At 65.8% G+C, this 20974-nt stretch carries 14 protein-coding genes; 8 read left to right on the forward strand and 6 right to left on the reverse strand.

What is annotated here, in order from left to right:
- Positions 1-26: 26 nt before the first annotated feature.
- Both JWQ90_RS18720 and JWQ90_RS18725 read left to right on the forward strand, forming a co-directional pair.
- Complete coding sequence (locus JWQ90_RS18720) at positions 27-857, forward strand: HAD-IA family hydrolase (protein ID WP_299696528.1); 831 nt, start codon at positions 27-29, stop codon at positions 855-857.
- 179 nt (positions 858-1036) lie between these two features.
- A complete protein-coding gene (locus JWQ90_RS18725) occupies positions 1037-2425 on the forward strand; it encodes a TAXI family TRAP transporter solute-binding subunit (RefSeq protein WP_299696529.1) in 1389 nt (462 codons plus the stop codon).
- 82 nt (positions 2426-2507) lie between these two features.
- Here the strand turns inward: JWQ90_RS18725 and JWQ90_RS18730 are convergent, their stop codons facing one another.
- Entirely contained in the window at positions 2508-2807 is a 300-nt protein-coding gene (locus tag JWQ90_RS18730; protein WP_299696530.1) for a hypothetical protein, read from the reverse strand.
- 222 nt (positions 2808-3029) lie between these two features.
- On the opposite strand from JWQ90_RS18730, the gene JWQ90_RS18735 reads away from it, so the two are divergent.
- Positions 3030-4670 (forward strand): M23 family metallopeptidase, encoded by a 1641-nt coding sequence (locus JWQ90_RS18735; RefSeq protein WP_299696531.1) that lies wholly within the window; start codon positions 3030-3032, stop codon positions 4668-4670.
- Positions 4671-4727: 57 nt separating this feature from the next.
- Here the strand turns inward: JWQ90_RS18735 and JWQ90_RS18740 are convergent, their stop codons facing one another.
- The 4 genes from JWQ90_RS18740 to JWQ90_RS18755 are packed head-to-tail and all read right to left on the reverse strand — an operon-like array spanning position 4728 to position 11483.
- Positions 4728-7028 (reverse strand): CocE/NonD family hydrolase, encoded by a 2301-nt coding sequence (locus tag JWQ90_RS18740; protein ID WP_299696532.1) that lies wholly within the window; start codon positions 7026-7028, stop codon positions 4728-4730.
- Positions 7028-8809, reverse strand: a complete 1782-nt coding sequence (locus JWQ90_RS18745; protein ID WP_299696533.1) for an ABC transporter ATP-binding protein/permease — start codon at positions 8807-8809, stop codon at positions 7028-7030. The genes JWQ90_RS18740 and JWQ90_RS18745 overlap by 1 nt, the downstream gene beginning before the upstream one ends.
- Entirely contained in the window at positions 8806-10143 is a 1338-nt protein-coding gene (locus tag JWQ90_RS18750; RefSeq protein ID WP_299696534.1) for a glycoside hydrolase family 15 protein, read from the reverse strand. Before JWQ90_RS18750 ends, JWQ90_RS18745 begins: the two co-directional genes overlap by 4 nt.
- Positions 10143-11483: a glucoamylase family protein gene (locus JWQ90_RS18755; protein ID WP_299696535.1), complete on the reverse strand. Its 1341-nt coding sequence runs from the start codon at positions 11481-11483 to the stop codon at positions 10143-10145. The genes JWQ90_RS18750 and JWQ90_RS18755 overlap by 1 nt, the downstream gene beginning before the upstream one ends.
- Positions 11484-11697: 214 nt before the next feature.
- On the opposite strand from JWQ90_RS18755, the gene JWQ90_RS18760 reads away from it, so the two are divergent.
- Complete coding sequence (locus JWQ90_RS18760) at positions 11698-13845, forward strand: glycoside hydrolase family 3 N-terminal domain-containing protein (protein ID WP_299696536.1); 2148 nt, start codon at positions 11698-11700, stop codon at positions 13843-13845.
- A gap of 141 nt (positions 13846-13986) precedes the next feature.
- Here the strand turns inward: JWQ90_RS18760 and JWQ90_RS18765 are convergent, their stop codons facing one another.
- Positions 13987-16569 carry a methyl-accepting chemotaxis protein gene (locus JWQ90_RS18765; protein WP_299696537.1) on the reverse strand — a complete coding sequence of 861 codons (2583 nt, stop codon included), beginning with the start codon at positions 16567-16569 and terminating at the stop codon, positions 13987-13989.
- A gap of 245 nt (positions 16570-16814) precedes the next feature.
- On the opposite strand from JWQ90_RS18765, the gene JWQ90_RS18770 reads away from it, so the two are divergent.
- The 4 genes from JWQ90_RS18770 to JWQ90_RS18785 all read left to right on the forward strand — a co-directional run bounded on the left by JWQ90_RS18770 (position 16815) and on the right by JWQ90_RS18785 (position 20968).
- The gene (locus JWQ90_RS18770) at positions 16815-17174 is read left to right on the forward strand and encodes an energy transducer TonB (protein ID WP_299696538.1); all 360 of its coding nucleotides are present in this window, start codon (positions 16815-16817) and stop codon (positions 17172-17174) included.
- Between the two features lie 99 nt (positions 17175-17273).
- Positions 17274-17654 (forward strand): fluoride efflux transporter CrcB, encoded by a 381-nt coding sequence (crcB, locus tag JWQ90_RS18775; RefSeq protein ID WP_299696539.1) that lies wholly within the window; start codon positions 17274-17276, stop codon positions 17652-17654.
- Between the two features lie 99 nt (positions 17655-17753).
- A complete protein-coding gene (locus JWQ90_RS18780) occupies positions 17754-19883 on the forward strand; it encodes a molybdopterin-dependent oxidoreductase (RefSeq protein ID WP_299696540.1) in 2130 nt (709 codons plus the stop codon).
- Positions 19884-20005: 122 nt separating this feature from the next.
- Complete coding sequence (locus JWQ90_RS18785; RefSeq protein ID WP_299696541.1) at positions 20006-20968, forward strand: alpha/beta hydrolase; 963 nt, start codon at positions 20006-20008, stop codon at positions 20966-20968.
- The last annotated feature ends 6 nt before the right edge of the window (positions 20969-20974 follow it).

Here is a 20974-nt window from a genome sequence, read left to right on the forward strand (position 1 = left end):
TACTTCGAATAAAGGAGATCCGAACCATGAGCATTCTGCAGCTGCCGCGGGCGCGGCCCAAGCTGATCCTGTTCGACTGGCATGCAACCCTGGTCGACACGATGGATGCGATGTATTACGCGCTCGACGAAGTGCTGCCGCGGCTGGGCCCGCTCGGCCTGATCGAGCGCCTGGTCCCGCCCGGAAAATCGAAGACGCTGGAAGACGCCAAGCTGGTGCGCTATATCCGCGAACACGCCAGCCTGCATCCCAAAATCAAGTCCGAGCGGCGCATCTCGCGCACCGATATCTTCGAGCTGCTGTTCGGTGACGATGAGGATGCCAAGAAGATCGCGCACCGCGAATTCGATCACAGTTACGAGCGTTATTTCGGCGCGGTTAAACCGATGGAAGCCGGCGCCCGCGACCAGCTGCTGGCGCTGCGCGGCCTGGGGCTGAAGCTCGGCGTGCTGTCGAACCGAGCGCGCCGCTTCATGGCCCACGAGATCTACACCGTCGACAACTGCGGTTGGCACGATCTGTTCGACACGATGGTCTGCGGCGACGACGTGGCGCGCCGCAAGCCCTTCCCCGACCTGATATTGAAAGCGCTGGAAGAAACCGGTTTGCCCGCCGACGGCAGCTGCTGGTATGTGGGCGACAGCGCCAGCGACGTGGTCGCCGGCAACAACGCCGGCGTGACCTCGATCTTCTACAACGGCGCCGGCTGGGAGCCGGCCTGGATCGACAAGATCTTCCCCGGCACCGCGCGCTACCCGCACCGGCCGGACAGCGTGATCACCACGCTGGATGAGCTGGTCGGGCTCGCGCGGCAACTGCTGTTCGCCAATCGCGCCGAGAACGTGAAGAACCCGTAGGTCGGCAATCCCTTGCCGACGTGAGGCCTCGATTACGCATTGAAGGGTACACGTCGGCAAGGGATTGCCGACCTACGGTTCGAGCGCCTGTCGGTTTCATCATTCGAGACGCCGGCGCGACCGGCTACCATGTGCGGATTACGTAGCCGATCCATCAGACGATCCATCAAGACCTACCTGTGACCGAAAAATCAGGCCCCAGCAAAAAAGAGATCGCCCGCTGGCGCCAACAGCTGCTGCGCGTGCAGCGGATTTCCTGGCGCGATCTGGCCGCGACACTGGGGCCGGTGATCCTGATCAGCGCCGCCGCTATCGCCGCGACGCTGCACTTCGTCAGGCCCGCGCCGCCCAGCCGGCTGGTCATGGCGGGCGGCGCCGAGAGCAGCAACTTCAGAGCCGTTGCCGTCAAATACAAGGCGATCCTGGCGCGCAACGGCATCGATCTCGAGATCGTGCCGTCGAAAGGCTCGCTGGACAATCTCGGCATGCTCACCGACCCGGACAGCGGTGTCGACATCGCGCTGGTCCAGGCCGGCGTCACCACCAAGGCCGACACCAGCGACCTGATCTCGCTCGGCAGCATGTTCCCGCAGCCGCTGATAGTGTTCTACCGCAGCGCCAAGCCGGTTACGCGCCTGTCCGAGCTGGAGGGCAAGCGCCTCGCCATCGGCGGCGAAGGCACCGGCACGCGTTTTCTCGCGCTCGCACTGCTGAAAGCCAACGGCATCGAGCCAGGCGACAAAACCACGCTGCTCGATCTCGAAGGCGAAGACGCACGCAAGGCACTGCTGTCGCGCCAGGTCGACGCGATCTTCCTGTCCGGCGACTCCAGCAGCATCGCGATCCTGCGTGAGCTGATGCACGCCGACGCCGTGCGGCTGTTCGACTTCGTACAGGCCGACGCCTATGAGCGCCGCTTTCGCTACCTGAGCAAATTGCAGCTGCCCGCCGGCACTTTCGATCTCGGCGAGAATCTGCCGCCGCAGCCGCTGACCATGCTCGCGCCGTCGGTAGAGCTGCTCGCGCATTCCGAACTGCATCCGGCCCTGTCCGACCTGCTGGTGGAAGCCGCGCATGAAGTGCACGGCAAAGGCACGCTGCTGGCCAATCCCGGCGAATTCCCGTCGCCGGCGCAACACGACTACCCGATCGGCAACGACGCGGCGCGCTATTACAAATCCGGCAAGGGCATCGCGTATCGCTATCTGCCGTTCTGGCTGGCCAGCCTGGTCAGCCGCGCCGCGGTGATCCTGGTGCCGGTCCTGGTGGTGCTGATCCCGGGCCTGCGCTACGCGCCCAACCTGTATGGCTGGCGCATCAACAGCCGCATCTACAAGCGCTATGGCGAGCTGATGACGCTGGAGCGTGCCGCGCTGCAGCCGATCACGCCGGAGCAGCGCGCGGCCCTGCTGACCCGGCTGGACGAGATCGAGAAAGCGATCATCAGCTTCAATACACCCGGCGCCTTTGCCGACCAGATCTACGTGCTGAGACGCCACATCCGCTTCGTGCGCGAGAACCTGGCGCAGAACACCGGCAGCGGCCTGGCTCACCCGGCAAACCCGTAGGTCGGCAATCCTTTGCCGACGTGAAGCCTTCGTTGCGCATCGACCGTACACGTCGGCAAGGGATTGCCGACCTACGGATGACCTACCCGGCACCGCCCATCTGCTGCCAGATCTCGGCCGGAATCGCGTAGGCCTTGTTCAGCGCCTCGTGATCGGCGATCCCGTTGAGTTCTTTCTGGATCACGTAGCCGTACAGCGTCGCCGCCGCTTCGCGTACCAGATCCTCACGCTGCTGATAGCGGTTCTTCGGGCCGTCGCGATCGAAAGCCGCCAGCTCGTCCAGCGCCTGTTGCAGCTTGCGGCCAGCCAGGCCGAGCGCGGTGGCGGTCTCGCCGCGAATCAGCACCGCAAACTCGTCGAACGGATCTCGGCGTTTGATCATGTCGTCTCGCCGCGGCGCGGGTGCCGCTGAAGCCGATTCTATCGCATCGAGCTTGCAGCTCCGGGCACGGCACGGCTTCGGGCGCTGTGTGAACTGGCGCACGTCGCGAGCAGGGCTTCGTGAGCCGCGCCCTGCGCCCGTTACGTCCTACCCATCGACAGGAACGGTTCTGATGGTTTCTGGCTTGTTACAAAAAACCGAAGGGTGCACAAGGAGATTCACATGTCGAACGGAATGAATTATCTGGCGGTATGGCGCAGCGGCAGTGGCGGCCAATGGTGGTCCACCGGCCTGACCACGACGGACTTCAAGGCGAAGGACAAGGACTACTTCGACAAGGGCTATCGCCTGAGCAGCATGCGCATCGAGCCCAGCGGCCGGATGACCGGCGTCTGGCATCCCGGCAGCGGCGCGCAATGGTGGGCGACCGGCCTCAGCGTCGATGCGTTCAAGGCCAAGGACAAAGGCTATTTCGACCAGGGCCTGCGTCTGGTCGATATCGAAGTCCACAACGGCCAGTTGTCCGGTGTATGGCGGCCCGGCAGCGGCGGCCAATGGTGGGCCACCGGCCTGAGTTCCGAAGAGTTCAAGGCCAAGGACAAGGGCTATTTCGACCAGGGCTATCGGCTGATCTGCATGCGCATCGCCGACGGAAAGTTTACCGGCGTCTGGCATCCGGGCAGCGGCGCGCAGTGGTGGGTCGCCGGGCTGAGTTCCACCGATTTCAAGGCCAAGGACCAGGCCTATTTCGACCAGGGCCTGCGCCTCGCCGACATCGAGATCCACGATGGAAAATTCTACGGCGTGTGGCGCCCCGGCAGCGGCGCGCAATGGTGGTCCTACGGCAACGATCTTGAAATGGCCAAGGGCCGTGACCGCCACTATTTCGACAGCGGCCTGCGACTGACGAAAATGTTTCCGTACGTGGGCAACTGCGACAGCGACTGCCTGAACCAGGTGGTGATGCCGACGGGCAGCTACAACTACGGCATCACCAGCACCGCGCTGCATTGCAAGGGCCTGCCGGGCAGCGCCGGCACGCCGGCACCGGGCGCGGTGGTTGCGTATCGCTGGCCCTGCCTGACGTTCGACGGATCGGTGCGGCTGGCGCGCATGTCGGCGCTCGAATTCAAGGACGCGGGCCTGTTCACGCTGCCGTTCACCGATGCAGCCGTCAAGATGCATGGCCCCTGGGAATACAGCCCCGGCAGCTGGCATCACGCGATCGATTTCAGCCGCGACGACACCCACAGCTTCGAGGTCAAGGCTGCCGCCGCCGGCACCGTGATCTTCATCGGCTGGGACGCGTGGTCGGGCAATACGATGGTCGTCAGTCACGACTCGGGCGGCGTCAAGGACGCGTTCCGCACCATCTACATGCATCTGCGCAACGGGCCGCAGCACGATGCGGATCAGAGCTGGAACTCGTCGGTTCCCATTTTGAAGGAGCCGCAGCTTTCGCAGTTCAAAACCTACCTGAAGGCGATCGGCTGCCCGCAGGGCGGGCCCTATCATCCCGATCCGGCGTACTGGGGAAGCGATGCCGACAAGATCAACATGAGCCTGCTCGGCAAGCAGGTCGCCGCCGGCAGCGTGATCGCGCACGCCGGCTGCACCGGGCCGGGCGGTGCCGGCAGCACCAGCGACAAGCCGGGCTATGTCTGGAGCCCGCACGTCAACACGCATCTGCACATCTTCTTCTCGCGCCGCGACACCACCGACAACGAGTGGTACTTCATCGATCCCTTCGGCATCTACGCTTCGAACAGCGATGGCTGCTATCCCGGCTTCAACGAAGCGATCACGACGCCCTGCGCACGCTATCCGGTCGCGTGGAAAGGCAGAAAAGCGCAGTACCCGTAGCAAAAAAGGGCAGCGAAAGCTGCCCTTTTTATTGCGGCGCGTCGGTGACCGGATCAGTCATTTGCGAACCGGCAGCTCGATATAGCTGCCGCCGTACCAGCGGATACGCAAGGGCGGCTTGCCGTCGGCGAGGGTCTCTTCGCCGACGTTCTTGCCCGAGCCGTAGTTGATCTCGCGATCCGGCCGCTGGTTGACGCCGAGCACCAGCACCACGCGGCTGCCAGCCTGCAGCCGGCGGCTGCCGAGCTGCTCGCTGCTGAACTTAAGCAACTGCCGCTCGCCCGCTCTGAGCAAGTGCCGGCTGGCCTGATCCGCGGCATAGCTGGCGCGGAATTCGTAAGGATCGGCCAGCTGCAGATAGTCGCCGTTGGCCATCAGCTCGTAGAGCGTGACATTCAGATCCAGATCCTGCCGGTTCATCACGAAATCGAGCTGGCCCGACAGCAGGCCGCTGATTTCAGTCGCCTCCTTCAGCGGCTCGCTGACGAAGCCCAGCGCATCATTCAGCGGCAGGTTCCTGCTCAGGATGTCAGTGGTCGGCGGCTGCGTAACGATGCTGCGATCGGCGAGCTTCACGGTCTGCTCGATCAGCTGCGTGTCCGCCGGCAGCTTGGACGACAGGCGCGGCTGGCCGCTCTTGTCCGCGATATCCAGATACAACTTCAGCGTCGCATTGGCCATCGCCGCGATCGTCGGCGCATGCCGCCATTCGTTGGCGCCCATGAGCTGGTAGTTGATCCGGTCCTTCAGCAGCGCCGGCCTGCCGGCAGCCTTGAACACAGAGTCGAACCAGTCCAGACGCAGTTCGCGCAGATCGATCAGCGCCGCATTGTCGACGGTGTAGCCGCGCAGCGCGCCGGCGGGCCGGGCCAGAACCGTGGCATTGTCGTAAGGCCCGATCAGCAGCGTGTGGTTCGCGTCCGGCTTGTAGCGCAGATGCTCGCTGAAGTAGTACAGCGCGCCGACTTCAGCGCTGGAGTAATAGCCGGCCGTCGACAGCACCGGGATATCGAGCTTGGCGAACTGCTCGCGGTACGGCACGTACTTCTGCCACCAGCGGTCGTAGCTCGGATGGGTCAGCCAGGTTCGGAAGACCGAGCCTACTGCCGCATCCGGCAATTTCGCGACACGGTCCAGCGAACGATAAGCCTTGCCGCTCTTGTACCAGGCCTGGTCGAGCGCGGCCCAGCGTGCTTCGTCGCGGCTGATGTCGTCGACGCCGTGCACATTGGTGTAGGCCCAGCGCAGCGAGCTGTTCTTGAACACCCGGCCTTCGCTCGGGAAGCTGATGCCGGGCGCCATCGCGTCGGAGGTCGCGATGGCCTTCAGCGCCGCCGGCATGCGCTTGGCCGCGGCCCAGGCGGCAAAGCCGCTGTAGCCGCCGCCGATCATGCCGACGCGGCCGTCGCTCCAGGGCTGCGCGGTAATCCACTGGATCACCGCGCGCGCGTCTTCGCCGTCGTGCTGAAACGGCACGAAGCGGGCGCTGCGGGCTTTGCTGTTGCCGGGTGCCGCGTCGTCGACCGGCGGATTCTTGCCGCGCGCATACGCGACAATGCCGACATAGCCGTGCGACGCGGCCGCCCTGGCGTCGTCCTGGGTGACGAAGATGGTGAATTCGAGCAGGGCTGGCAGGCGCCCGGGCGCGTTCTTCGGCCGTACCAGACGCGCATACAGCCTGGCGCCACCAGCGCCCTTGATCGGCACGCTCTCCTCGACGACATAGCGCTGCGCGTCATCCTCCGCGGCCAAGCTGTCGGCCAGCGATCCGAAGCTGCGATAAGCCGCAAACGACAGGTAGCTGCGGATCAGCTCAATGGCCTCTGCCTGGCTCACGCCAGGGCGGGTTCGCTGGCGGTCGAAGGATCTCTGCAGCGCGTCCTGATACGACGACAGCGGCGTATGCATCCAGGACGTGACCGTGTACGCATCGCGGTCGCCGAGCTTCGGCACGACATCGCGAAAGGATTCGGTGAAGGCCTGCGCGAACGGCACCGCGTCGCCGGTCTCGATCGCCTTGGCGTGAGCGTACAGATCGATCAGCAGGCTGCGGCCGGGCGCGCGGCCCGCGTCGATCGCGCGGCGCCGGTCCGCCAGGATCTGCCGCGTATCGTTGGCGGCCAGGTAATTGCCGGCGACCAGCTGCAGGGCGGACAAGGTCGCCAGGTAGCGTTCGATATCCGCGTCCTGGTACACCGGCAGAACCCGTTCGGCGAGATCGCGCATCACCGCGGGGGTGTTCGGATCGACCGCGCTCGCCGGGGCTTTGAAATCGAAGTTCTGCGCCAGCGCGGCCGCAGGCGCGCTGGCGATCATCAGCAGCAGAAAGCGCAGCGATTGTGCCAGACGCGCGGTCATCAGCTGGCACTCGCCGGTGTCTTGACCAGATGCAGCACGCGCGAAAACATCGCCTCCTTGCCCTGCACCGAGCCGCCGATATGGATCACGCCGGTATGCGCAAGCTCCTTGGCGAACACGTCGACCACGTGCGCCAGCACATCGTCGTCGAGCGAGCCGAAGGCATCGTCGATCAGCACCCAGGGCGGCGCCTGCAGCACGATACGCGCGAACGCCAGGCTCAGCTGTTCGTCCTGGCTCAGTTCGCGGTCCCAGCGTCGTGAGCTGTCGAGCATGCTCACCAGCCGCTCCAGGCCCAGGCGCTGCAGAGACCGGGCGTAGGACGCGTCGGCAAAACTCGACACCTGTAGCGGATACGCGAGGATTTCACGCAGCGTTCCGCTCGGAAGATACGGCGTGCCGCGCGGCATGTAGAAAATCTGCTCGCCAGCCGGGCTGGTGACCTGCCCCGCACCCCAGGGCCACAGCGCCGCGAGCGCGCGGAACAGCAGGGTCTTGCCGGTGCCCGCGTCGGCGGTGATCAGCACGCGCTCGCCGGCACTGATCACGATGTCCTGCTCCTTGAGCATGTCGCGGCCAGCCGGCGATTCGATCTTCAGATTCGCGATCTTCAGCGTGCCGGGCGCGCCTTCGACGTAAGTGATGCGGCTGTCGAAATCCAGCTGCTTTTCATTCGCGGTCAGCGCCTGGCGGAAACCGGCAACGCGCAGCAGGGTCGCGCGCCAGTCGGCGATGATGCTGAAATTGTCGACGAACCAGCGCAGCGAGGTCTGCGCCTGCGTAAACGCGGCGGCCGCCGCCATCAGGCCGCCGAACGACAGCTTGCCGGAGAAGAACAGGGGCGCCGCGACGACGATCGGCGCGACGATGGTGATCCAGCCGAAACCCGCGGTGACCCAAGTCAGGTTGGTCCAGCCGCGCACCAGCCGGCGCATCGCGGCGATCACATCGCCAAGGCTGGACTCAATGCGACGCCGCTCGTCCGCCTCGCCGGATGCCAGCGAAATACCGTCGAGATGCTCGTTGATGCGGACCAGCGAAAAGCGCAGATCGGCTTCGCGCGCGTAGCGGTTCGAACTGCGGCCGATCAGGCTGCGGCCGACGAAATAACTCAGCAGCGATCCGAAGCCCGCATAGATCACCGCGGCCCATAGCATGAAGCCCGGCACCGCGTAGTCGGCACCGCCGATGCGGAAGCTGAAATCCTCGGACAGCACCCACAGAATGCCGGCGAAGCTGACGAACAGAATCGTCGCCTGCAGCAGGCCCACGGCCAGATCGGTGGACAGATTGCACAGCACCATCGTGTCGTCGGTCATGCGCTGGTCGGGGTTCACGCCCATCTCGCCGGCATGGGCCAACCAGAACGCGCGGCGCGGCACCATCCAGTGCCCGACCAGATCGCTGACCAGGCCTTCGCGCAGCCGCACTTTCAGGGTTTCGGTCAGCCAGCGCTGGCCGACGTTGAGAATCAGCAGCACACCCGCGATCAGTGCGAACACGCCCAGCTGGAACATGAAATCCTTGAGGTCGCGGCGCGACAGCGCGTCGTAAAACGCCTTGTTCCAGGCATTCAGGCGAATCTGGCCATAGGACGTCGCCGCGACGACCACGACGATGCCGATCGCCAGGCTGAGCAGGGTCTTGCCCAGCGGCGATGCGTACAGCGCGCCCAGGATCTGCCTGAGCTGCGCCAGCAGGCCGGGCGACCTGATCGCCGTGGTGGCCGGCGCAACGGCAGCGGCAGCCACCACCGCTCGCGGTGTCGGCTCTGCGGTCATCTCGTCCCGTCGACGGCGTCGCGGCGCGCCGCGATACAGGAGATGAACGCGGCATAGCTCCAGGCGAGATGACGCGCCGAGGTCTGCGCGCCGGTCTGCTGATCGAATTGCTCGGACAACTCGCCGCTGTCCGGCGTGTACCGGCGAACGGTTGCCAGGTAGGCATCGCCGCGCGCCATCCACGCTGCAGCGTCGGCCGCGCCAGGCGCCGCCCGGAAGCAGAACTCGGCCGCGCCCAGGGTCGAGAAGAAGTACGCCCCGCCCGAGTAGTAGACGTCGCCCTGATAGCGGCCCATTGCAGGCCCGAGGCCGGCCGGACGCTGCCGGTTGATCAGGTACTGCTCGTCGAACAGCGCGTCGAGTCTGGCCAGCGTCGCTTGCATGCGCGGATCGTGCACGCCATGCGCCGCGCCCGAGCCGGCCGAATGGATCGCCGACAGAATCACCGCGATATCCAGATCCTTGGCCGAGCGTGCGCCGGATTCCGAAATGCGCGAGCGGTAGTAACCCTCGTCGGCCAGCCAGAAACCGTCGAGCATCCGGCTGATCGCGTCCGCCTGCTCGCGGTAGGCGTTCGCACGATCCGCTTCGCAGCGCGTGGCCAGCCAGGCCGCACCGCGCTCCAGTGCGGCGGCGGAGACGCGCAGCGTGTAGTAGTGCAGGCCGCGCTCTTCTTCCCAGATATCGAAGGACGGCTCGCGCCAATGCGCGGCGGTGAAGGCGAGATCGGCCCGGATCAGCTGCGCCAGCTCGGCTTCGAGGCTCGCGTCGAAGCCATGGCCGCGCACCCAGCCCAGCAGTGCCAGTGCCCGCAGCGGCGGGCCATCGTGCTGCGGGCGCGCCCACTTGGAGATATCCAGCGTGCCATCGGGATTGACGCGAGTCTCAGCGACGACGAACTCGGCCCGCGCACCGGCGAGATCCGCATCGTCGCGCAGATACTTCACAAAATCCGGCGCCGCTTTCGCCCGCCATGCCTTTGCTGCGACCCGATCACCGCCGTCCAGCTGCTGCAGCGACAGGCCGAAGCGCACGAAGTCACCGAAAGTCGCCAGTGCCTCGGGCCCGACATCGCCGGCCTCCAGCAGCAGGCGCAGCGCGTCGATGACCACGGCCGAATCGCGATACCAGTGGAAGAAATAATCCGGGTCGGGATCGTAGGCCGCCAGTACCGGCGAGGCGATGATCGAGCCCTTCGCCGGCCTGATCGTTTGGCCGAAGCCCGGCCGCGTCTTGACGATGTCGACCGCGGAAATGCTCTTCTGCATCGCGCTCGCCGCGTAGCGATACTCGCGAGCGATCCATTGCTCCAGACCCTTGCCGGACGAGTCCATCAGCGCGGCGCCTTGTCGGCCAGATGCGGGCTGCTGAAGCCGAGCTTGCGCAGGCCGTTCTGGATTTCGGGGATGCTCATGAACAGCTTCCATAGCAGGCCGGTGCGATGGTTCTCCATCATCACCACGATCGGCCCCTGGTCGATCGCCAGGAAAGTATCGGCGGCCCAATCCTGCTGCTCGCTGAAAGCATCGACGAAGCCGTAGCGCTTCCAGATTTTGTCGCCATGACGGCTCAGGAAGTGACGCAGCGCCTTCATCACTTCGGCCGGTGCATACGGCAGGCTGGACAGCGCCGCGGTCGGCGAGATCGTGCCGTTGTCGTTGTCCGGCGCGTGCGCGCCGTAACCGAAAGCATCATCGCTGGCGGTCAGGCCCCAGCAGTCGGCGCCGTAGCCCTTGAACTTTTTCGGATTGGCGACGCAGTGCGCATGATTGATGCGGACATGGGCGACATTCAGATCCCAGTAGTTCGCATACTGATCACTCAGACCCCGAGGGTCCAGGCCGCAGAACGAGTAGTGCGCGAAGAACAGGGGGCCGCCGTAGGGCTGCCCCAGCGGCAGCTCGATGCCGTAGTAGGTCTTGCCGTTAATGAAATCGCGCCCGGCCGCGTAGCCGCGGTGATAAACGTCCGCGCCGACCGAATAGCGTGGCGACGAGGCGGCGAGCACATAGGTGATCAGGCACTCGTTCCAGCCGTGGATCTCATGGTCCATCGCCCAGCCGTTCCACGGGCTCCAGTGCCAATACAGCAGCTTGCGTCCGCCCTGGGTGTACCAGTCCCACTCGACTTCTTCCCACAGCCGCGTGATCCGGCTGCGGATCGAGGCCTCCTCTGGCGTGTCGCGCTGAAAATACTGGCGCACGCACAACAGCCCCTGGAACAGCAGCGCGGTCTCGACCAGATCGCCGCCATCGTCCTTGCGACCGAACGGGATGGTCGCGCCGGTCAGGCCATTGATGAAGTGCGGATAGGCGCCATGAAAGCAGGTCGCCTTGCCGAGCACATCGAGCGAGTGCATGAGCCTCTGCACCGCTTCGTCGCGCGTGACCCAGCCGCGCTCGACCGCGACGATGATCGCCATCACGCCGAAGCCGCTGCCGCCGATCGCGACGAGATCGTCGACTGGCTCGTCGCGCGTGGTACGGCGATCGGAAGCCAGGCCGCTGACCGGATGCGCGCCCTCCCAGAAAAACCGGAACGTCTGACGCTGGACCGCGTCGACCAGCGCGTCATCGGGCAGCTTCGCCAGGTCCGCTGCGCTGAGCGCATCGGCTTTTTTTTTCTTGCTGGCGCCCTGAACTTTTGCCGTCGGGGCCCGGTCGCCTTTAGGCATCCGCATCGTCTCCTGTTCTGCCGATTCTGACCTGCTTTGCCCAGCTTGGCACATCGCCATGCCGACATTGTGCTCATCAGTAGGTCGGCAATCCCTTGCCGACGTGAGGCAGCGATTGCACATTGAAGGTACACGTCGGCAAAGGATTGCCGACCTACGCGAACCGGCGCCAGCGACCTATCATGATGATCAAGCGACCCAACCGGACGGGACGATGAGCCGCATAGAAAAATTGTTGAGCCAGATGACGCTGGCCGAAAAACTCGGCCAGTTGACCATGACCGCCTCGGGCTACGCGGTGACCGGCCCGATCATCGCCGGCGACTCGACCGAGTCGATCAAGGACGGCACGATAGGCAATTTGCTGAATATCATCGGCCCCGGGCCGACGCGCGAGGTCCAGCAGATCGCGGTCGAGCAGACGCGCCTGGGCATCCCGTTGCTGATCGGCCTGGACATCATCCACGGCCACCGCACCTTGTTCCCGATACCGCTGGCCGAAGCGGCACTGTTCGACGATGCGGCCTGGGAGCTGAGCGCGCGCGAGGCCGCCAGGGAGGGCGCGTCCGACGGGCTCTCGATGACTTTCGCGCCGATGCTCGACGTGTCGCGCGATCCGCGCTGGGGCCGCACCGCCGAAGGTTCCGGCGAGGACCCGTATCTGACATCGCGCATGGCCCGCGCCAAGGTGCGCGGCTTCCAGGGCAGCAGTCTGTCCTCGGCCGATGCGATCGCCGCCTGCGCCAAGCATTTCTGCGCCTATGGCCCGGTTACGGCGGGGCGCGAATACGCGTCGGTGGACATCTCCGAGCGCACACTGCACGAGGTCCACCTGCCGCCGTTCGTAGCGGCGGTCGCGGCCGGCGTCGCGACGATCATGCCCGCGTTCACCGATCTGGCCGGCATTCCGATGACCGCGCACAAGGCGCTGCTGCGCGACTATCTGCGCGATCAGCTCGGCTTCGATGGCGTGCTAGTCAGCGACTACAACGCGATCGGCGAGCTGATGCGCCACGGCGTCGCCGCCGATCTGGCCGACGCCGCGGCACTGGCGCTGAAAGCCGGAGTCGACATCGACATGATGGCCGACGGCTATCGCAAGGGCCTGCCGATCGCGCTGGAGCGCGGCACCGTGACGATGGACGACATCGACGTCTGCGTGCGCCGCGTACTCAAGCTCAAGGAAGACCTCGGCCTGTTCGACGATCCCTACCGTCGCGGTGCGAGCGCCGAGGCGCCCGAGGTATTGATCGAGCGCCGCCAGCTGGCGCGCCGCATCGGCGCGCGCGCGATCACGATGCTGAAGAATGAGCGCGACACCTTGCCGCTGTCACCGACGGTCAAGCGTCTCAGCGTGATCGGCCCGCTCGCCGATGCCGGCCCCGAAATGCGCGGCTGCTGGTGGAGTGCCGGCGAGAACGAGCCGCATGTCGGCGTGCTGGCCGGCATTCGCAAGGGCTTTCCGAATACCGAAATCCGCCACGCGCCAGGCACCGCGATCAACAGCGCCGATCGCAGCGGCATCCCCGCGGCGCTGCAGCTGTGCAACGACACCGACGCGGTGCTGCTGTGCCTTGGCGAAGCCACCGCGATGAGCGGTGAAGCCGCCAGCCGCGCCTATCCCGAACTGCCCGGCCAGCAGCTGGCGCTGGCCGAGGCGGTGTTCGAGCACGCGCGTGAACGCGGCGTGCCGGTGATCGTCGTGCTGTTCTCGGGCCGGCCGCTGGTGATTCCGCTCCTTGCCGAGAAAGCCGACGCGCTGCTGGCCGCCTGGTTCCTCGGCACCGAGGCCGGCAACGCGATCAGCGACGTGGTCAGCGGCATCGTCTCGCCCAGCGGCCGCACGCCGATGAGCTGGCCGCGCGCGCTGGGCCAGGTGCCGATCTTCTTCGGCCAGCGCAACAGCGGCCGGCCGCTGAGCCAGGGCGACTCCTTCACCAGCCGCTATCTGGATGTACCCAACGACCCGCTCTACCCCTTCGGCCACGGGCTGAGTTACGGCAGCTTCGTCTACGACAATCTGCGCATCACACCCGACAACGCCAGCGAAGCCGACGTGATCACGGTGCGTGTCGATGTCGGCAACCATGGCCGGCACGGCGCCGAAGAAACCGTCTTCCTGTTCACGCACGACAAGGTCGCCAGCGTCGCGCGGCCGCTGCTGGAGCTGAAAGGCTACGGCAAGATCAGCCTGCAGCCCGGCGAAACCGGCACGGTCGAACTGCTGCTGCCCGCCTCGGAACTGCGCTTTCTCGGCATCGATCTGAAACCGGTGTTCGAAGCGGGCGATATCGAGATCCTGGTCGGCGCTAGCGCCGAGCGTTCGCGATTACTGCTCGGGCATTTGCAGCTGACGGACTAGCTCTGCGCAGGCCTGGAACTCGCAATCGCGGTCAAGGACCGCTCCTACAGTCGCGTATCACCGGTGCGCGACAGGCCTGTAGGAGCGGTCCTTGACCGCGATTGCGAGTTCCAGGCCTGCGCCGACCGTCCCCAAGGAACCTCAGGCGGCCCTGCCGCGATGGATCGCCAGACGCACCGGTGCCGTTGACCGGCGCTGGCTGGGAGCCGCGGGTTCATGTTCCGCCGCGCTACTCAGTTTGAATTGCCGGATCATCGCGCCCAGCGCCTGCGCCATCTCCTCCATGTTGTGGGCCGAGGCCGCGGCCTCTTCGACCAGCGCCGCATTCTGCTGCGTCGATTCGTCCATATGCGTGATCGTGCGATTGACCTGCTCGATACCCGAGCTCTGCTCCTGAGACGCCAGCGTGATGTCGGCCATGATGTCGGTGACACGCTTCACCGAATCGACGATCTCGTTCATCGTCGTGCCGGCCTCCTCGACCAGCCGCGAGCCGGCCTGCACCCGATTGGCGGATTCCTGGATCAAGGTTTTGATCTCCCTGGCGCTGGCCGCACTGCGCTGTGCCAGGCTGCGCACCTCGGTTGCCACGACCGCGAAGCCGCGGCCCTGCTCGCCGGCGCGGGCCGCTTCGACCGCGGCGTTGAGCGCCAGGATGTTGGTCTGGAAAGCGATGCCGTCGATCACGCCGACGATGTCGGCGATGCGCTTGGACGAGGCACTGATCTCGCTCATCGTGCCGACCACCTGGCTCACCACTTCGCCGCCCTTCACCGCGACCCGGCCGGCACCGATGGCGAACTGGTTGGCAACGCGCGCGTTCTCCGCATTCTGCTTGACCGTGGAGGTCAGCTCCTCCATCGATGACGCGGTTTCCTGCAGCGCGGCCGCCTGCTGTTCGGTGCGCGACGACAGATCCTGGTTGCCCGAGGCGATCTCGCGCACCGAGGTCTCGATGGCCGCCGACGAGGACTGGATCTTTTCGACGATGCCCGAGAGTTGCTCGACGGTCGAGTTGGCGTCGTCGCGAAGGGATGCGAACTGACCGTGGAATTCACCCTGCATGCGCGGGGTCAGGTCGCCGCGGGCGACCGCATGCAGCAGCTTGCCCAGGCCCGACAGGCCGTTCTCGGCATTGCTCATCAGCGCATTGAGCGCCTCCACCATTTCGCGGAACGCGAATTCGAAGCGCCCGGCGTCACCGCGGCGCGTGAACTCGCCGCGCGCGGCCGCCTCGCTCAGGCCCAGAATCTCGTCACGCACCGCCGTCAGCCGCTCGCGGATGCCGCCCATTGCATCGCTGATGCGCTCCATCTCGCCGGGCAGCCGCTCCATCTGCGGGGCAAGATCGCCCAGCGCATAACGCTGGATCAGGCTGACCACGGTGTCGGTGGTACCGATGTGCGCCTCGGCCAGCCGGTTCACGTTCGCCGCCATCTCGCCGTAGCCGCCCTGGAACTCGCCGTCGGCGATGCGGTAGCTGATCTCGCCGGCATGATGCCGGCTATAGATCTGCTGCTGCGCCGCGGCGAAGCTGCGCAATGTCACGACCACCGCATGGATACCCTTGGCCACCTCACCGATCTCGTCGCGCGTGGTCACCGAAACCGCCTCCGGAAAGCGGCCCTGGCTCATGTCCCGAACGGCATCGCCGATCCCGCGCAGGGATTCGCCGAGCGAGCGGGTGAATCCGGCGAACAGATAGCCGGCCAGCAGCATCACGGCGACTACGGCCGCCACGGTGAACAGCAACTTGAAACGCAGCCCGGCGACGCGCTCCTGCAGCAGCACGTCGAGTGCGGCGGTCGCCGCATCGATCAGCCCCAGGGAGGCGTCGACCGCCGCGTTGCCGGTGCGCTGGTAGTCTGCGACGGGCATTTCGATGGACTTGGCCTCCAACAATCCGGTGTGCACGGCGGACTGCAGCGATGCGGTGGCCGCTACGGCCGCGGCCAGGGGCTCGGCCAGCGATTCCTGCAGCCGCGGCTGCGACGCGATGATCGCTTTGAGGTTGCGCGCCATCAGGCCGGCCTCGCGGTCGACCAGAAAGCCGAGGCTGGTGAGGGTCGATCGGTCACCGGTATACATCACGCCGGCCGATATGACGTTGTTGCCGACATCGCGCAGGCGCGCGCTTTCCAGCGCAATCAGCGGCAGACGGAAGACTGCGGCGTCCATCAGGTTGTAGGACTCCAGCACCGGGTCCAGCGTCAGCTGCGAACGGTCGGCAATCGCCTGCGCCAACTGATAGAGGCCTTCGGCGACGGCGCCGTAGGCCTTGGGAGCCGCAGCACCCAGCTTCACACCGCCGTCGCTCAGACCGGACCATTGTTCGTGCAGCCCTGAAACCATGCCGGACAGATCCAGTATCTGGCCGCTGGAGTCACTCCACTCGGAGAGGGCGGCAAAGGCGGCCTCGACCTTGGAGGCCGCCGGCGCCAGCTGCGCGTCCAGGCCTTCCTCGCCGGCGCCGATGCGGTCGCTCAGGCCGCGGTGCACCTGAAGCGTCTGCAGCAGGTCGAGCAGCGGGACCAATCCGCTCACGCCCAGCTGCTCGGAGCGTGTGGAGCTGATGCGCCCGTTGACCTGGGCCACCAGAACAAGCGACAAGCCGAGGATGGCGATCAGGAAGATTGCGCCGATCAGCGCAATCTTCTGCGCGAACCGCAGGCGGCCCATCAGGCGTGTGGACGGTGCCAGCAACAGCGCCAGTGCAGCTCTCATTCTCGAATCTCCTGTTGTTTTGCACATCGCAGCGCACACAAGAGTCCTGGCGACCCTTGGCCTAAACCCACTATCGGCCGCCGACCTGAAGACTTAAGGAACCTCTGATCAAGTCCCGCACGTCCGCGCCGGGACTTGATCAGAGGTTCCTTCAGTCCTATCGACTCGCGCCGATACGGGGGCATCGGGAAGCGTGGGAACGGACCACCGACGATCCGGCTACGACGTGAACAGGAGATAGAGCGATGACAAGAGCAGGCATTCATGGGTGCGCAAGGGAGCTGGCCTACAGCCTTGCATTTCTGATCCTGGCAACAGCCACGCAGTCGGCGCGCGCGGATTCTCCGGCGCAGGTGGTGAAACAGGTTTCTCCGGACTATCCGGACAAGGCCGTAGCCCATTCGGTGGAGGGTTGGGTGGAGCTCGAGTTCGTCGTGGACACTGACGGCAAGGTTCGCGACGTCTCCGTCCTCAACGCCGAGCCGGCGAAGATGTTTGAAAGCTCGGCAGTCAGGGCGATCCAGAAATGGGTGTTCTCGCCGGCTCTGCGCAACGGCGCCCCGGTGGAAAGCCAGATGCGCCGCAAGTTCACGTTCAAGCAGTAGGCCGAGTTCGAGCCCTGGCATCAGGCTTGGCGGCTTGATCATTCGCCGGAGCACAGTAAAGTTGGCCGGATCAGCGCTAACTCTCCGGTGCAGTGCCCCATGTACAAATCTCTGCTGGCGGTCGTCATCGGCGGATCGATCGGCTGCCTGCTGCGCTTTTTTGCCGGGGTGAAACTCAACAGCGTCTATCCCAACCTGCCGATGGGCACCTTGCTGGTGAACCTGGTGGGCGGCCTGATCATCGGGATGGCCGTCGCGTTCTTCGCCAGGGCGCCGAACCTGGACCCAGCCTGGCGCGTGCTAATCATTACCGGCTTCTGCGGCGGCTTCACCACGTTCTCGGCGTTCTCGGCGGAAGTGATGCTGATGATGCAGGACGGCAGGCTGGGCTGGGCGGCCGCGACCGTCACCACCCACGTCGTCGGCTCGCTGCTGATGAGCTTCCTGGGATTCGCGCTGGTCGCCGGCATCCAGCGCTGAGTTGGCGCTGAGTTGGCGCTGAGTTTTGGCGTTGCCACGGAGGTGGACGCCGCCGAGCCAGGCGGTCCATGCTTCGCGCTGCGGTGAAGGAGATCGACAATGGAAGAGCGCATCCACTACGGCGCCTGCAATCTGTGCGAAGCCATCTGCGGCCTCGAGTTTCGTGTGGCCGGCCGCGAAATCCGCTCGATCCGCGGCGATGAAGCCGACCCCTTGTCGCGCGGCCATATCTGCCCGAAAGCGGTCGCGCTGAAGGACATTGATGAAGACCCTGATCGTCTGCGCCATCCGCTGATACGCGAGGACGGTATTTTTCGTCAGGCCAGCTGGGACGAGGCGCTGGATCGGGTCGCCGAGCGGCTCGTACAGATTCATAACGAGCATGGCGCCGACGCGATCGCGACCTATCTCGGCAATCCAACCGTGCACAACTACGGGGCGATGACGCATGCCTCGCATTTCCTCGGTCACTTCAAGACCCGCAACCGCTACAGCGCGACCTCGGTCGACCAGCTGCCGCATCAGCTGGTCGTCTGGTGGATGTACGGGCACCAGCTGCTGGTGCCGATCGCGGATATCGATCACACGAACTACTTCTTCGTGCTCGGCGCCAACCCGATGGCGTCCAACGGCAGCCTGATGACGGTGCCGGATTTCCGCGCGCGTCTGAAGGCACTGCAGGCACGCGGCGGCAAGATGGTGGTGCTCGACCCGCGCCGCAGCGAGACCGCAGACGTCGCCGACGAATATCACGCGGTGCGGCCGGGCGGTGACGCCGCGTTCCTGCTCGGGTTTGTGAAAACCCTGTTCGACGAGCAGCTGACCCGGCCCGGGCGGCTAGCCGCCTTCAGCGACGGCCTGGCCGAGCTGCCCGCCGCCCTCGCCGCTTTCGATATCGAAATGCTGGCAGCGCAAAGCGGCATCGACAGTGGCAGCCTGCGCCGCCTGGCGCGCGAGTTCGCGGCGGCCGACGGCGCTGCGATGTACGGCCGCATGGGCGTGTCGACCCAGCGCCACGGCACGCTGTGCCAATGGCTGATCCAGCTGATCAATCTGCTGACCGGCAATCTGGACCGCGTCGGCGGCGTGCTGTTCACCCGGCCGGCGGTCGATCTGATCGGCGGCCCGGCGAGCAAGCCCGGCAGCTTCGGCCGCTGGAAAAGCCGCGTGCGCGGCCTGCCCGAATTCGGCGGCGAACTGCCGGTGGCGGCGCTCGCCGAAGAAGTGCTGACACCGGGCGCAGGCCAGATCCGCGCGCTGGTGACCCACGCCGGCAACCCGGTGATGTCCACGCCCAATGGCCGCCAGCTCGACCGCGCGCTGGCATCGCTGGAGTTCATGGTCGCAATCGATCTCTATCTCAACGAAACCACGCGTCACGCCGACGTGATCCTGCCGCCGACGCCGGCGGTCGAGCATGATCAGTACGACCTGATCTTTCATATCTTCGCCGTGCGCAATACCGCGCGCTGGTCGGCGCCGACGTTCGACAAGAGCGAGAACGCGCTGCACGACTGGGAGATCTTTACCCGGCTCGGGGAAAAAGTCGCCGCGCGTCTCGGCACCCAACCCCGGCCCGCGATGCGCCCCGAGCAGATCATCGACCTGGGCCTGCAAGCCGGCCCCTACGGCGCGATGCAGAACCATCCGCTGAAGCTGAGCCTGAAGGCGCTGAAAGCGGCGCCGCATGGCATCGATCTCGGGGCACTGCAACCGAGCCTGCCGCAGCGTCTGGTGCATGCGGACCAGCGCATCCGCTGCGCGCCCGCCGAGATGCTCGAAGCCCTGCAGCGCTATCACCAGGAGCTGATGCAACCGGCCCGCGCGGTCGACGGCGAGCTGCGCCTGATCGGCCGCCGCCACCTGCGCAGCAACAATTCGTGGATGCACAACAGCCAGCGGCTGACCAAGGGCCCGTCGCGGCATCAGCTGCTGATGCATCCGCAGGATCTGCAATCGCGCAGCCTGGCCGACGGCAGCCGGGTGCGCGTGCGCTCGCGCACCGGCGAGATCGTCGTCGAGGTGCAGGCCAGCGCGGATATGATGCCGGGTGTGGTCTCGCTGCCGCACGGCTGGGGCCACGACCGCGCCGGAACGCGCATGGAGATCGCGCAGCGCCAGCCCGGCGCGAGCGCCAACGATCTGACCGACGAACTCGAACTCGACGTATCCGGCAATGCCGCGCTCAACGGCCTCGCGGTGCAAGTGCTAGGGCCTGTTAACCATTAGGCGATCGCCTAATGGTTAACAGGCCCTAGCAGCCTGAGAACGGGGCTTCGGGGATAATGCCGGCCGCTGAGGGCTCGGCATGCTCCACGCCGGCCGTCATTCCAATCGATAAGGGCTTCGACATGTCAGACGCTTCCTCGCCGGCGACGGCGCGGGTTTTCACGTGGTCCACAGGACACACGCTGTGCAACGGCGTCGAGATCTACTGGGAGCAGGCCGGTCCCGCAAGCGCCGAGCCGGTGGTGCTGATCAACGGCCTGTCGCGGCAGCTGGTCGACTGGCCCGACTCGTTCTGCGACGGCCTGCTGGCCCAGGGCTTGCGCGTGCTGCGCTTCGACAATCGCGACTGCGGCCTGTCGGGCGAGGCCGGGCGCGGAATCAGATTCAACATGCCGCGCAGCATCCTGCGCAATCGTCTGCGCCTGCCCATCGTCAGCGACTACACGCTGCACGACATGGCTGCCGATACGCTGGCGCTGATGGACGCGCTGCAGCTGCCGCGCGCGCACCTGGTCGGCGTGTCGATGGGCGGCATGATCGCGCAGATCATCGCCGGTACCGCGCCGCAGCGTGCCTTAAGCCTGTGCTCGATCATGTCCGGCAGCAATCATCCCTGGAGCCCGGGCCCGGTGTTGGCGATCACCAGGCAGATGTTCGGCAAACGCTCCGCCGACCAATCGCGGGATACGATCGTCGAGCGCAGCGTGACCATGCGCAAGCTGCTCCGCAGCCCGGCCTACCCGATACCGGAAGCCGAGCTGCGCCGGCTCGCCGGGCGTGACTTCGATCGCGCATTCCGCCCCGGCGGAATCCTGCGGCAGACGCATGCGATCCTCGCCACCGGCAGTATCGAAGCGCTGTTGCCAAAAGTCACCGCGCCGACCGTCGTGATCCACGGCAGCGCCGATCCGATGGTGCGGCTCACCAGCGGCAGGCGCTCGGCGCGGCTGATCCCGAACGCGAAGCTCGAACTGATACCGGGCATGGGCCACGACCTTCCCGAAGCGCTGGTGCCGAAGCTGCTGGAACTGATCGTCGCCAATATCGGGCGCGGCAAACAGAAGCCGGACCGCCCGATCCGATGACTAGCC

Source organism: Hydrocarboniphaga sp., from assembly GCF_028291725.1.
Lineage (GTDB): Bacteria > Pseudomonadota > Gammaproteobacteria > Nevskiales > Nevskiaceae > Hydrocarboniphaga.

What these genes read in the sequence shown, in the direction of transcription:
- JWQ90_RS18720 (WP_299696528.1), top strand. Translation starts at nt 27, where the DNA reads ATGAGCATTCTGCAGCTGCCGCGGGCGCGGCCCAAGCTGATCCTGTTC.
- JWQ90_RS18730 (WP_299696530.1), bottom strand. Translation starts at nt 2,807, where the DNA reads ATGATCAAACGCCGAGATCCGTTCGACGAGTTTGCGGTGCTGATTCGC.
- JWQ90_RS18735 (WP_299696531.1), top strand. Translation starts at nt 3,030, where the DNA reads ATGTCGAACGGAATGAATTATCTGGCGGTATGGCGCAGCGGCAGTGGC.
- JWQ90_RS18740 (WP_299696532.1), bottom strand. Translation starts at nt 7,028, where the DNA reads ATGACCGCGCGTCTGGCACAATCGCTGCGCTTTCTGCTGCTGATGATC.
- JWQ90_RS18745 (WP_299696533.1), bottom strand. Translation starts at nt 8,809, where the DNA reads ATGACCGCAGAGCCGACACCGCGAGCGGTGGTGGCTGCCGCTGCCGTT.
- JWQ90_RS18750 (WP_299696534.1), bottom strand. Translation starts at nt 10,143, where the DNA reads ATGGACTCGTCCGGCAAGGGTCTGGAGCAATGGATCGCTCGCGAGTAT.
- JWQ90_RS18755 (WP_299696535.1), bottom strand. Translation starts at nt 11,483, where the DNA reads ATGCCTAAAGGCGACCGGGCCCCGACGGCAAAAGTTCAGGGCGCCAGC.
- JWQ90_RS18760 (WP_299696536.1), top strand. Translation starts at nt 11,698, where the DNA reads ATGAGCCGCATAGAAAAATTGTTGAGCCAGATGACGCTGGCCGAAAAA.
- JWQ90_RS18765 (WP_299696537.1), bottom strand. Translation starts at nt 16,569, where the DNA reads ATGAGAGCTGCACTGGCGCTGTTGCTGGCACCGTCCACACGCCTGATG.
- JWQ90_RS18770 (WP_299696538.1), top strand. Translation starts at nt 16,815, where the DNA reads ATGACAAGAGCAGGCATTCATGGGTGCGCAAGGGAGCTGGCCTACAGC.
- crcB (WP_299696539.1), top strand. Translation starts at nt 17,274, where the DNA reads ATGTACAAATCTCTGCTGGCGGTCGTCATCGGCGGATCGATCGGCTGC.
- JWQ90_RS18780 (WP_299696540.1), top strand. Translation starts at nt 17,754, where the DNA reads ATGGAAGAGCGCATCCACTACGGCGCCTGCAATCTGTGCGAAGCCATC.
- JWQ90_RS18785 (WP_299696541.1), top strand. Translation starts at nt 20,006, where the DNA reads ATGTCAGACGCTTCCTCGCCGGCGACGGCGCGGGTTTTCACGTGGTCC.